Origin of the sequence: Phytoactinopolyspora halotolerans, assembly GCF_010550675.1 — a bacterium.
In the GTDB taxonomy this organism is placed as follows: domain Bacteria; phylum Actinomycetota; class Actinomycetes; order Jiangellales; family Jiangellaceae; genus Phytoactinopolyspora; species Phytoactinopolyspora halotolerans.
Window position 1 is genome coordinate 58,039 of the sequence record NZ_JAAGOA010000014.1, and the last position, 11,234, is coordinate 69,272.

Below are 11,234 nucleotides of genomic sequence, written 5' to 3' on the forward strand. Positions count from 1 at the left end.
CCGCGGTGGGACACCGGCCGACCGGATATTCGGTTGCCTGACCGCCGGCCGGCACGACACCCTCGTGGATCGTGGATGATCGATACAGCGATGGGCGCGCCGGAATCGACGCGGTCCTGGTCAAGCGGCTGCTGAAGGCGCAGTTCCCGCGGTGGGCGGATCTTCCGGTTACTCCGGTCGAGTACGACGGCTGGGACAACCGCACCTACCGGCTCGGCGACGAGATGACGGTGCGGCTGCCGACGCACGAGTCGTACGCCGCGGCCGTCGAGAAGGAGCATCGCTGGCTGCCGGTACTCGAACCGCGGCTGCCGGTACCGATCCCGACGCCGCTCGCGCTGGGCGCGCCCGGCGAGGGGTACCCGCATCCGTGGGCGGTCCGGAACTGGCTGCCGGGGGAGACGGCACACCCGGAGCGCATCGCCGACATGACGGCGTTCGCCGTCGATGTGGCCGGGTTCATCCGCGCGCTGCAGTGCATCGACGCGACCGCCGGCCCGGTCGCCGGCGCGCACAGCTTTTACCGGGGAACCCCGCCGTCGTCCTACGACGACGAGACGCGTAGCTCTCTGGCCGCGCTGGGCGACCGCGTCGACGCGCGCCGGGCGATGCCGGTGTGGGAAGCCGCCACGGAGAGTACGTGGCCCGGGGACCCGGTGTGGTTCCACGGAGATATCGCCCAGGGCAACCTGCTGGTGCGGGACGGCGAACTCGCCGCGGTGATCGACTTCGGGACCTCGGGCGTCGGCGATCCCGCCTGCGACCTGGTGATCGCCTGGACGTTGTTCAGCGGTGCCAGCCGGGAGGCGTTTCGGGACGCGGTGGGGCAGGACGCGGCGACCTGGGCACGGGCGCGCGGCTGGGCGCTGTGGAAGGCGTTACTGGTGCTGGCGTTGAATCTCGACGCGGAGCCCGGCAGCGAGATCGTGCGGACGAACCGCAGGGTGATCGACGAGGTACTGGCCGATCACGAGCGGGCCGGCTGAGCCCGGACCTGCCGCCGGACGCGTCGCCGACGGCGTCGGCGGACGTAGGCCGAAAGATGTAGGCGGCACCTCGCCCACCCCGGAAGGTTCATCCCATCGGCCGATGCATCCCCGCCTGGCCACCACGGATAGTGGCATCGCACCTGTCGAGGGGACCACGGAGGAGAACACATGCGCGCGCTCGCGGACATCATCGGGATACTCCTGCTCATCCAGGGGATCGGCGGCTTGCTCGGCCCGCATGTCCCGGTCCTCGGAGATGAGTTCGGCCTGCTGCCGCACGTGGTCGACGGTGGAACCCTGACGGTGCTGCAGGCGGCGTGCATCGTCGTGGGCGTGGCTCTGGTCGGCCTGGCACGAATCGGGAACACGTCGGCCGGCTCGGCGTCGTAGCGACGCCTCCGCCGGCGCACATGAGTGCGCTGCCCAGGGTGCCGCGCGGTCAGGGTCAGCTGCGGCTCTTCTGAGTCCGTCGCCGGTTCTCCTTCTGGATCGCCTTGACCAACTCGTCCTTGGACATGTTCGAGCGGCCGGAGATGTCCAGCTTCTGGGCGGTCTCGTACAGGTCCTGCTTCGACGCGTTGGCGTCGACACCACCGGCGGTCTTGCGGTCTCGTTGTCGCGCGCCGCCCTTGGCCTGCTGATCGGAAGGCCCCTTGCCGTCCTTGGGCTCCCAGTGGTCGCCGACCTTCTTGAACTCGTGCTTCAACGCCGAGAAGGCGGTGCGGTGCGCCCGCTCGCCTTCGCCGTAGCTGTCCACGGCGGAGTCATGCGCCTTGGACCAGATCTCCTGCGCACGCTTGTTGGAGCGTTGAATGGTCGAGGGCATCTCTTCACGGGCTGGCATGGTTCTCACCCACCTCCCTGCGGTGGCTACTTCTTGCCCTGCCGTATACCCAGCGCCTTGCGTGGCTAACTTGTCCGTGAGCTGGGCGGTTCGAAAGCGCGAGCCATGGTCGCGCCGGAACGGGGTAGCCGATGTGGCCATGACTGACATCGCTGATAGCCGTGTGACCACCGTGATCATCACGCTCGACGGCGGCGACACGCTGACCCGGACGGTGCGGTGGCACCAGACGCCGGTGATCCTGATCGACAACGGGTCCGCCGACGGGGCGGCCGAGACCGCGGCTCGGGAGAACCCGCACGTGGAGCTGATCCGGCTCGCCTCCAATGTCGGCGCGCCCGCACGCAATCTCGGAGTCCGGCTCGCCCGCACGCCGTACGTCGCGTTCGCCGACGACGACTCGTGGTGGGCACCGGGCGCGCTCGACCGCGCGGTCGCCATCCTCGACGAGCATCCCGACATCGCGGTGGTCGCGGCGCGGGTCCTGGTCGGCGACGACGGCCGGACCGACCCGCTGTGTGCCGAGATGGCCGAATCGCCATTACCCGAGCGGCCGGACGTTCCCGGCCGCGCGATCGTCGGCTTCACCTGCTTCTCCGTCGTCGTCCGCCGGGACGCCTTTCTGGATGCCGGTGGATTCGACGACGTGATCTTCTTCAACGGCGAGGAGGAGCGGCTGGCCCTGGACCTGTTGGCGGCCGGCTGGGACCTGGTGTACGCGCCGGACGTGGTCGCGCGGCACGACCCGCCGCAGGACCGTGACCGCGCCGATCGGTGGCGGCTCGGCCTGCGTAACCAGGTGCTGACCGCCACGATGCGTCGCTCCTGGCCGATGGTCGCCCGAAACGTCTGGCAGGCGGCGCGCGAACCCCAGGGCCGGCGGGCGCTGCTGACCGTCGTGCCCCGCCTTCCCGCGGCGCTGCGCGGCCGTCGCCCCGTCCCGCCGCGTGTGGAGCGGCGTATGGCGGCGGTGGGCAAGTAGTCACGGCTCGCCGTGTCGTCCCTGGTCACGGTGGTGACGTCGGCCCGCCGGAGCGTTGCTGGCAGAAGCGCTTGCAGAAAGGAAGCGTTTCTCACCTGTCGAAGTGGGCACTTGTTGCAACCAAGCGGACTTTCCGAAACGACACTTCGCAGAACGGGGGATCGGTGGGTTGACACAGCATGTGCTCTGCGTACGGCTCGACAACGCCGGCGACGTCCTGCTGGCCGGTCCGGCGATCCGGGCCGTCGCGGACTCGGCGGCCGCGGTCACCGTTCTCGCCGGTCCCGCCGGTGCGGACGCGGCTCGCCTGTTGCCCGGCGTCAACGACGTGATCGAGTGGCGCTGCCCGTGGATCGACCTGGACCAGCCGAAGGTGGACCCGGGCGACCTGGCACTGCTGAAGGTGCAGTTGCTGATGCGCGGCATCGACGCCGCGCTGATCTTCACGTCGTTCCACCAGTCGGCGCTGCCCACGGCGCTGGTGCTGCGCACAGCCGATGTCGGCTGGGTCGGCGCGATCAGCCAGGACTATCCCGGCGCGCTGCTCGATCTGCGGCACCGGGTGGACGAGGACCAACCGGAGGCGGAACGCGCGTTGTCGCTGGCCGAGGCGGCCGGATACCGGCTCCCGGACGGCGACGACGGCGCTCTGCGGGTGCGCGGCCCGCTGCCGGACGTCGGCCGTCTCACCGGTGATACGCCATACGTGGTGCTGCATCCGGGCACATCGGCACCGGCGCGGGCATGGCCGGCCGAGCGTTACGCCGAGGCCGCCAAGCTGCTGCAGGCGGCCGGTTACCGGGTGGTGGTCACCGGTACCGCGAACGAGACAGCGCTGACCTGCACGGTGAGCGTCGGCGACGCGGTCGACCTCGGTGGGCGGACGACGTTCTCTGAGCTGGCCGCCGTGCTCGCCGGAGCGGACGCGGTCGTAGTGGGCAACACCGGCCCCGCGCACCTGGCGGCCGCCGTCCGCACCCCCGTCGTGTCGTTGTTCGCGCCGACGGTCCCGGCGGTGCGGTGGGCACCGTATGGCGTGCCGGCCGTGCTCCTCGGCGACCAGAACGCCCCGTGCCGGGACACCCGCGCGGTCAGCTGCCCGGTGCCGGGGCACCCGTGCCTGTCGTCGGTGACCGCCGACGAGGTGGTCGACGCGGTGGAGAACCTCAACGAGAACCCGGAGAGGGTGCAGATATGAAGATCGCCATGGTCTCCGAACACGCCAACCCGCTCGCCGTCATCGGCGGGGTCGACGCCGGCGGGCAGAACATCCACGTTGCGGCGCTCTCCGCCGCACTCGCCCGACGGGGCCACGACGTCACGGTGTTCACCCGTCGCGACGATCCGGCCGTTCCGACCCAGGTGCGCACCGCGGACGGGTACACGGTGGAGCACGTGCCCGCCGGTCCGCCGACGGACGTCCCCAAGGATGACCTGCTGCCGCACATGTCCGCGTTCGGCGACTATCTGGCCGAGCGGTGGGTGTCCGAGCCGTTCGACATCGCACACGCGCACTTCTGGATGAGCGGCCTGGCCGCCACCCGGGCGGCTCGCACGGCGGCGATCCCGGTGGTGCAGACGTTTCACGCGCTCGGCACCGTGAAGCGTCGCCATCAGGGCGCGAACGACACCAGCCCGCCGGAGCGGATCCACTGTGAGTCCGAGCTGTGCGCCGGCGTCGACCACATCATCGCCACCTGCACCGACGAGGTGAAGGAGCTGTCGGCGATGGGTGTGGACGACGGGTTGGTCAGTGTGGTGCCGTGTGGGGTCAACCTCGACCTGTTCCGCCCCAAGGCACAGCTCGACGCCGAGTTCGACGCCGAACTCGGGCAGAGCTGCCGGGTGCGGCTGCTCTCCGTCGGCCGGCTGGTCGAGCGCAAGGGTCTCGCGGACATCGTGGACGCGCTGCCCGACGTGCCTGAGGCTGAACTCGTGGTGGCCGGCGGGCCGTCGGCGGACGCGCTCTGGCTCGACCCGGAGGTGCAGCGGTTGACGGCGCGGGCGCAGGCCAACGGGACGGCGGACCGGCTGCGGTTCCTCGGGCGGGTGCGGCGAGAGCAGATGCCCGGCCTCTTCACAGCCGGCGACCTGGTGGTCACCGTCCCGTGGTACGAGCCGTTCGGCATCGTGCCGGTGGAGGCGATGGCGTGCGGCCGTCCCGTCGTCGGCTCGGCCGTCGGTGGACTGCTCGACACGGTGGTGCCGGGCGTGACCGGCGAGGTGGTGCCGCCGCACGATCCGGGCCGGCTGGCGGAGGTACTCCGGGAGCTGATCGACGACCCGGACCGCCGTCGCGCGTATGGGCACGCCGGTGTGGAGCGGGCCCGCAGCCGGTACAGCTGGCACACGGTCGCTCGCCGGACCGAAGACGCGTACGCGTGGGTGCGGTCGCGCACGTCCGCGGCCTCCCCAGCTCAGCACATGGAGGTGTGGCGATGAGTACAGCCGGGACGGAGCCGTCTCCGCCGGCGCCGCAGTCTCCGCCGGCGCCGCCGTGCGGCCACGACCACCTCGGCATGCTGGCCGACGCGCTGGCCGGCTCCCGGGAATGGGTGGACACCGCGCACCGGTGGGGCGGCGAGCTGGCGGGCGTGCTGGCCGGCGGTGGGCGGTTGCTGACGGCCGGCAACGGCGGCAGCGCGGCCGAAGCCCAACACCTCACCGCCGAACTGGTGGGGCGGTACCGGGATGAGCGGCCGCCGTTCTCCGCGATCTGCCTGAGCGCGGAGACATCGAGCTTGACCGCGATCGGTAACGACTACCCGGCGGCGGAGCTGTTCGCCCGGCAAGTCCAGGCGCACGGCCGCCGTGGCGACGTGCTGGTCCTGATGTCGACCAGTGGACGCAGCCCGAACATCCTGTCCGCCGCCGAACGCGGACGCGCCGCCGGGCTGCGGGTGTGGGCCTTCACCGGTTCTCGGCCGAACCCGCTGGAGGCGGTGGTGGACGAGGCGCTGTGCATCGACGCACCGGCGACCGCCACCGTGCAGGAGCTGCACCTGGTGGCCCTGCACATCCTGTGTGCCGGGTTCGACGCCGCGTTGCGGCGGTCGGACCAGAACGCTGCCGGCCGCGCTCCTCGGCGCGCCGGCAGGGAGATGGAGGTGACGCGATGAGCACCCGTGTGGTGGTGATCGGGGATGCACTGCTCGATGTCGACCTGGTGGGCGAGGCCACCCGGCTGAGCCCGGACGCGCCGGTCCCGGTGGTGGACGGCGTGCAGCGACATGTGCGTCCCGGGGGCGCGGCGCTCGCCGCGTGCCTGGCGGCGACGCGCGGCGCGGACGTCACGCTGGTGACCCCGCTCGCCAACGACGAAGCCGGCTGGCGGCTGCGTGAGCTGCTGGAGCCGGTGCTGACCGTGCACCCGCTGCCGTACGGCGGGAGCACACCGGTGAAGAACCGGATCCGGGCGGGTGAGCAGTCGATCGTCCGGCTGGACACCGGCGGAGAACCCGCCGAGGTGGAGGAGTTGCCGACCGCCGCGGCCCGTGAGCTGGACCGGGCGGACGCGATCCTGGTCTCCGACTACGGGCGGGGCGTCGCCGAGTCACTCGCCGTCCGGGAGGCCCTGGACGGCCTCGCGCACCGGCCGCCGGTGGTGTGGGACCCGCATCCGCGTGGCGCCCAGCCGGTTCCGGGTGTCCACCTGGTCACGCCCAACGCCCAGGAGGCATCCGCCTGGTTGCACCGGTGCGGCGTCACCGTGGAAGGCTCGGACAACGGCTGGACGGCGTCGTTGCGGAAGGCGGAAGCGCTGCTACACGTGTGGCAGGCCGGCGCCGTGGCGGTCACGTTGGGTGCGCAGGGAGCGCTGCTGACCTACGGGCAGGGCGCGCCGCTGATGCTCTCCGCACCGCACTCGACCGGAGGGGACGCCTGCGGGGCCGGGGACGCGTTCGCGGCCACCGCCACCACCCAGCTGGCCGCCGGCACCGTCCTGGGCGAGGCGGCGCAGCAGGCGGTGATCGAGGCGACCCACTTCGTGCAGGACGGCGGCGCCACCGGGTTCAGCCTGGATGGCCGGACCCCGTCGACCTCGCCGCCGGACGACGCGGTGCAACTCGCCGAGCAGGTCAACGCCCGCGGGGGCGTGCTGGTGGCGACGGGTGGATGTTTCGACCTGCTGCACAGCGGCCACGTCGCCTGTCTGCAGGCGGCCCGGCGACTCGGCGACGCGCTGGTGGTGTGCCTGAACTCGGACGAGTCGGTGCGCCGGCTGAAGGGCGACTCCCGCCCGGTGGTGCCGGCCCAGGACCGCGCCCGGATCCTGCTCGCACTGGAGTGCGTGGACGCGGTGCAGATCTTCGACGAGGACACGCCCGCGCAGGTGCTGCGGAAGCTGCGCCCGCAGGTCTGGGCCAAGGGCGGCGACTACTCCGGGACGGAGCTGTCCGAGAGCCCGGTCGTCGCCGAATGGGGCGGCCACGTGGTGACGCTGCCCTATGTGGGCGGCTGGTCGACCAGCGCGCTGGTGGACGCGGTCGCGAAATCGGCGGCCGACGGACGTTGACGCCTTCGAGGAGGAGGAACGGATGGATCTGACGACGGTGGCCGTGACCGGTGGAGCGTCCGGCCTGGGAGCGGCGGTGACCGACCTGCTGCTGCAACGCGGGGCGACACCGGTGGTGCTGGACCGGCAACCGCCGCCGGCCGAGGTCGACCACGAGGTGGTCGACCTCGCCGACCCCGGCGCCCCGGAGCAGGCCATCGCCCGGGTGGCGGACCGGCACGGCGGGCTGGACGCCCTGGTGACGTGCGCGGGTGTCGATTCGTGCGGGCAGCTCATGGACGTGCCCACTGACGAGTGGGAGCGGGTGATCCAGGTGAACCTGCTCGGCACGGCGCGCGTCGTCCGGGCGGCGCTGCCGGCTCTGGAACGCAGCCACGGCCGCGTGGTGACGGTCGCTTCGACGCTGGGCCTGCGGGCGGTCAGCGACGCGACGGCGTACTGCGCGTCGAAATTCGGGGTGGTCGGATTCACCCGTGCGCTCGCCGCCGAGATGGCCGGCCGGGTCGGCGTGACGCTGCTGCTGCCCGGCGGGATGGAGACACCGTTCTTCGACGGCCGGGACGAGCAGTACAAGCCGCCGCCGGACGCCAAACTCAACCAGCCCACCGACGTGGCCCGGGCGGTGCTGTTCGCGCTGGACCAGTCGCCCGGCTGCGAGGTCCGCGAGCTGCTGATCGCGCCGTCGATCGAGGGGTCGTGGCCCTGAGCGACCAGCCGGTCGCGCTGGCGTATCGCGCCCTGTACCTGGGTGACCTGCTGACCGCGGTGCCGGCGCTGCGCAGCGTGCGGCGGGCGCTGCCCGGGCACCGCGTCGTGCTCGCCACCCACGGCGAGCTGGACCCGTTGGTCCGGTTGATCGACGCCGTGGACCGGCTGTGGCCCGTCCAGGAGCTGCAGCCGCTGCACTGGGCCGGCCCGCCCGTGGACGTGGCGGTCAACATGCACGGCCGGGGACCGGAGAGCCACCGGGTGGTCGCGGCGGTCGAGCCGGAACGGCTGGTGGCCTTCCGGCACCCGGACGCCGGGGTGGACGGGCCGGTGTGGCAGCCCGGCGAGCATGAGGTGCGGCGCTGGTGCCGTCTGGTGCGCGAGTCCTTCATGGTGGCCGCTCCCTGCGACGACGTCACGCTGCCTCGCCCGGCCCGCCGGCCCACGGTGTGCGGGGCGATCGTGCTGCATCCGGGTGCGTCGGTGCCGGCGCGCCGGTGGCCCGCGGAGCGGTTCGCGGATGTGGCGCGGTACCTGGCACGGACCGGGCGTCCGGTCGTCGTGACCGGATCGAGGGCCGAACGCCCCCTGGCCGAGCGGGTGTGCGAGCTGGCCGGGCTGCCGAACAGCTGCTCGTTGGCCGGCGCCACCGGTCTGGACGAACTCGCCGCCCTGGTGGCGCACGCCCGGCTGGTGGTGTCCAACGACACCGGCGTGGCGCATCTGGCCACCGCGTTCGGCCGTCCGTCGTGCTGTTCGGACCGATGTCGCCGGCCGAGTGGGGGCCCATCGGGGGCGGTCCGCACGTCGCCCTGTGGCGAGAGGGCTCGGACCGGATCGCCGACCACGGTGGTGAGAGGCGCACCGATCCGCGGCGGAAAGCGCGCCATGCGGCGGACGTGGACCCGGCGCTGGACCGGATTCAGGTGGACGACGTGCTCCGCGCCGCCGAGTCGCTGCTGCGCGGCGCACCGACGTCGGCGTGACCGTCACCGTCACCGTCACCGCGAGCATGACCGTCACCGGAAGGGTGACCGTCACCGCGAGTGTGACCGTTGCGGCCCGCCCACAGCTCGGCGAACCAGGGGAGCGTCCTCGCCAGGCCGTCCGCCAGGCTGACCGACGGCTCCCAGCCGAGGGCCTGCCGGGCGCGCGAGATATCCGGCCGCCGCACCAGCGGATCATTCTCCGGTAGATCCACGAAGACGATCTCCGAGCGCGAGCCGGTGGCCTGGCGGACCAGCTCGGCCAGGTGCAGCACGGTGATCTCCTCGGCGCTGCCGATGTTCACCGGACCCGGATACGACGTCGTGGCCATCGCGAGCAGCCCACGGATCGTGTCGTCGACGTAACACAGCGACCTGGTCTGGCTACCGTCCCCGGCCACCGTGATGGGCCGGCCCGACAGCGCCTGCCAGGCGAACGTCGGGATGGCCCGGCCGTCGTTCGGCCGCATCCGCGGACCGTAACTGTTGAAGATCCGCACAATGCCGGTGTCCACCCGGTAGCTGTTCCGGTAGGCGCAGGTGAGCGCCTCCGCGTACCGTTTGGACTCGTCGTAGACGCTGCGCGGCCCGACCGGATTGACGTTGCCCCAGTAGTCCTCGCGCTGCGGGTGCTGCAGCGGGTCGCCGTATACCTCCGAGGTGGAGGCGAGCACGAACCGGGCACCCTTCTTCGCGGCCAGGTCCAGGGCATGCTCGGTGCCGGACGACCCGACCCGCATCGTCTCCACCGGCAGCCGCAGGTAGTCCGTAGGCGACGCGGGGCAGGCCAGATGGATGACGGCGTCGAGCGGACCGCCCACCCACGCCGCCTGCGACACGTCGGTGTCGATCAGCTCGAACCGTGGATGGTCACGGATGCCGGTCAGGTTGGCCGGTTCGGATGTCACGAAGTTGTCCAGGCAGACCACGTGTGCGCCGCGCTCCAGCAGCGCGGCGCACAGGTGTGATCCGAGAAAACCGGCACCCCCGGTGACGGCGGTGCGCATCGCCAGACCCATGCGTTGCCCTCCTGGTGTCGGTTACCTTCCGACTACCCCGTGCGCCGGTACTCACTCCGGCCGCGGCACTTCGCGTTCGGCTCGGCACTGATTGGGTACGCAACCGGAAGAGAACCCGTCCTGGAGTGTTGCCATGACGTTCCGAGACCGAGACGACGCCGGCCGGCAGTTGGCCGAGCGGTTGAGCGAGCAAGCGTACGAGAGCCCGGTGGTGCTGGCGTTGCCGCGCGGCGGCGTACCGGTGGCCGCCCACGTCGCCGCGGCCCTGAACGCACCGCTGGAGGTGTACGTCGCCCGGAAGATCGGTGCGCCGGGTCATCCGGAGTACGGCATCGGTGCCATCGCCGAGGGCGGCAATGAGATCGTGGTGACCGGGGCGGTCGACCAGCTGGGCCTCGGGCCGGAGCAGATGCGCCGGCTGGCGGACGACGAGCGCGCGGAGCTGGCGCGGCGGGTGTCGGCCTATCGGGGATCCACGCCGCTGCCACCGCTGGAGGGCCGGGACGTGATACTCGTCGACGATGGGCTCGCCACCGGCGTCACCGCGGAGGCGGCGGTGCGCACGCTGCTCGCACACCACCCCCGGCGGGTGGTGCTGGCCGTGCCGGTCTGCCCGCCGGACACGCGGGACCGGCTGTCGGGCATCGCCGATGAGGTGGTCGCGATCACGGTGCCGCCGGATCTCGGCGGGATCGGCGCGTGGTACCAGGACTTCTCTCAGACCAGCGACGACGAGGTGGTCGGCGTGCTGGAGCGGTTCCGGGCCGGAACAGGGCCGCGGGCGGCGCCGGGCGAGACGCCGTGAGTCACGGCCGACCGCCCAGACAGTGAGCGGGCATAGATCGTGAGCGGAATACACAGTGAGCGGAATACACGGAGGTAACGACCATGGCGGACTCGGAGACCCGGACCACGACCGACCACGAGGAGATCCGTCGCTGGGCTGAGGGACACGGCGGGACGCCCGCCCGGGTGCGCGGTACCGAGGCCGACTCCACCGGCGTGCTGCGCATCGACTTCCCCGGAGGTGCCGGGGATGAGAGCCTCGAGCACATCGACTGGGAGGACTGGTTCGCCACGTTCGAGAGCCGGGACCTGGCGTTCCTCTACCAGACCCAGAAGGCGAGCGGCGAGGACAGCACCTTCTTCAAGCTGGTGAACCGGTCCGAAGCCGGCTGACGGGGAAGCGG

Annotated in this window: 12 protein-coding genes and 1 pseudogene; 11 read left to right on the top strand and 2 right to left on the bottom strand. The window is 71.9% G+C overall.

What is annotated here, in order from left to right:
* Positions 1 to 68 precede the first annotated feature (68 nt).
* Both G1H10_RS19235 and G1H10_RS19240 read left to right on the top strand, forming a co-directional pair.
* Positions 69 to 986 (top strand): aminoglycoside phosphotransferase family protein, encoded by a 918-nt coding sequence (locus G1H10_RS19235; protein WP_163740995.1) that lies wholly within the window; start codon positions 69 to 71, stop codon positions 984 to 986.
* A gap of 171 nt (positions 987 to 1,157) precedes the next feature.
* Positions 1,158 to 1,379 (top strand): hypothetical protein, encoded by a 222-nt coding sequence (locus G1H10_RS19240; protein ID WP_163740761.1) that lies wholly within the window; start codon positions 1,158 to 1,160, stop codon positions 1,377 to 1,379.
* A 55-nt stretch (positions 1,380 to 1,434) separates the two neighbouring features.
* Here G1H10_RS19240 and G1H10_RS19245 read toward each other — a convergent pair whose 3' ends face one another.
* Entirely contained in the window at positions 1,435 to 1,833 is a 399-nt protein-coding gene (locus tag G1H10_RS19245) for a ChaB family protein (RefSeq protein ID WP_163740763.1), read from the bottom strand.
* Between the two features lie 139 nt (positions 1,834 to 1,972).
* Here G1H10_RS19245 and G1H10_RS19250 point away from each other — a divergent pair, with 139 nt between their 5' ends.
* The 7 genes and pseudogenes from G1H10_RS19250 to G1H10_RS35075 all read left to right on the top strand — a co-directional run bounded on the left by G1H10_RS19250 (position 1,973) and on the right by G1H10_RS35075 (position 9,025).
* On the top strand, positions 1,973 to 2,815 hold the full coding sequence (locus G1H10_RS19250; protein ID WP_163740765.1) for a glycosyltransferase family 2 protein: 843 nt from the start codon (positions 1,973 to 1,975) through the stop codon (positions 2,813 to 2,815).
* 169 nt (positions 2,816 to 2,984) lie between these two features.
* Complete coding sequence (locus G1H10_RS19255; protein ID WP_163740767.1) at positions 2,985 to 4,013, top strand: glycosyltransferase family 9 protein; 1,029 nt, start codon at positions 2,985 to 2,987, stop codon at positions 4,011 to 4,013.
* Positions 4,010 to 5,257: a glycosyltransferase gene (locus tag G1H10_RS19260; protein WP_163740769.1), complete on the top strand. Its 1,248-nt coding sequence runs from the start codon at positions 4,010 to 4,012 to the stop codon at positions 5,255 to 5,257. Before G1H10_RS19255 ends, G1H10_RS19260 begins: the two co-directional genes overlap by 4 nt.
* Positions 5,258 to 5,334: 77 nt before the next feature.
* On the top strand, positions 5,335 to 5,934 hold the full coding sequence (locus G1H10_RS19265; RefSeq protein WP_163740997.1) for a D-sedoheptulose-7-phosphate isomerase: 600 nt from the start codon (positions 5,335 to 5,337) through the stop codon (positions 5,932 to 5,934).
* Complete coding sequence (locus G1H10_RS19270; protein WP_163740771.1) at positions 5,931 to 7,331, top strand: PfkB family carbohydrate kinase; 1,401 nt, start codon at positions 5,931 to 5,933, stop codon at positions 7,329 to 7,331. Before G1H10_RS19265 ends, G1H10_RS19270 begins: the two co-directional genes overlap by 4 nt.
* Positions 7,332 to 7,353: 22 nt before the next feature.
* Positions 7,354 to 8,037, top strand: a complete 684-nt coding sequence (locus G1H10_RS19275; protein ID WP_163740773.1) for an SDR family oxidoreductase — start codon at positions 7,354 to 7,356, stop codon at positions 8,035 to 8,037.
* Positions 8,034 to 9,025: pseudogene (locus G1H10_RS35075) on the top strand (glycosyltransferase family 9 protein). Before G1H10_RS19275 ends, G1H10_RS35075 begins: the two are co-directional and overlap by 4 nt.
* Here G1H10_RS35075 and G1H10_RS33145 read toward each other — a convergent pair.
* Complete coding sequence (locus G1H10_RS33145) at positions 8,962 to 10,044, bottom strand: UDP-glucuronic acid decarboxylase family protein (RefSeq protein ID WP_246219692.1); 1,083 nt, start codon at positions 10,042 to 10,044, stop codon at positions 8,962 to 8,964. The pseudogene G1H10_RS35075 and the gene G1H10_RS33145 overlap by 64 nt on opposite strands.
* A gap of 133 nt (positions 10,045 to 10,177) precedes the next feature.
* Here G1H10_RS33145 and G1H10_RS19290 point away from each other — a divergent pair, with 133 nt between their 5' ends.
* Both G1H10_RS19290 and G1H10_RS19295 read left to right on the top strand, forming a co-directional pair.
* Positions 10,178 to 10,849 carry a phosphoribosyltransferase gene (locus G1H10_RS19290; RefSeq protein ID WP_163740775.1) on the top strand — a complete coding sequence of 224 codons (672 nt, stop codon included), beginning with the start codon at positions 10,178 to 10,180 and terminating at the stop codon, positions 10,847 to 10,849.
* Between the two features lie 83 nt (positions 10,850 to 10,932).
* Entirely contained in the window at positions 10,933 to 11,223 is a 291-nt protein-coding gene (locus G1H10_RS19295) for a hypothetical protein (RefSeq protein ID WP_163740777.1), read from the top strand.
* Positions 11,224 to 11,234: the final 11 nt, after the last annotated feature.

What these genes read in the sequence shown, in the direction of transcription:
- G1H10_RS19270 (WP_163740771.1), top strand. Translation starts at nt 5,931, where the DNA reads ATGAGCACCCGTGTGGTGGTGATCGGGGATGCACTGCTCGATGTCGAC.
- G1H10_RS19260 (WP_163740769.1), top strand. Translation starts at nt 4,010, where the DNA reads ATGAAGATCGCCATGGTCTCCGAACACGCCAACCCGCTCGCCGTCATC.
- G1H10_RS19240 (WP_163740761.1), top strand. Translation starts at nt 1,158, where the DNA reads ATGCGCGCGCTCGCGGACATCATCGGGATACTCCTGCTCATCCAGGGG.
- G1H10_RS19295 (WP_163740777.1), top strand. Translation starts at nt 10,933, where the DNA reads ATGGCGGACTCGGAGACCCGGACCACGACCGACCACGAGGAGATCCGT.
- G1H10_RS19265 (WP_163740997.1), top strand. Translation starts at nt 5,335, where the DNA reads ATGCTGGCCGACGCGCTGGCCGGCTCCCGGGAATGGGTGGACACCGCG.
- G1H10_RS19245 (WP_163740763.1), bottom strand. Translation starts at nt 1,833, where the DNA reads ATGCCAGCCCGTGAAGAGATGCCCTCGACCATTCAACGCTCCAACAAG.
- G1H10_RS19275 (WP_163740773.1), top strand. Translation starts at nt 7,354, where the DNA reads ATGGATCTGACGACGGTGGCCGTGACCGGTGGAGCGTCCGGCCTGGGA.
- G1H10_RS33145 (WP_246219692.1), bottom strand. Translation starts at nt 10,044, where the DNA reads ATGGGTCTGGCGATGCGCACCGCCGTCACCGGGGGTGCCGGTTTTCTC.
- G1H10_RS19250 (WP_163740765.1), top strand. Translation starts at nt 1,973, where the DNA reads ATGACTGACATCGCTGATAGCCGTGTGACCACCGTGATCATCACGCTC.
- G1H10_RS19290 (WP_163740775.1), top strand. Translation starts at nt 10,178, where the DNA reads ATGACGTTCCGAGACCGAGACGACGCCGGCCGGCAGTTGGCCGAGCGG.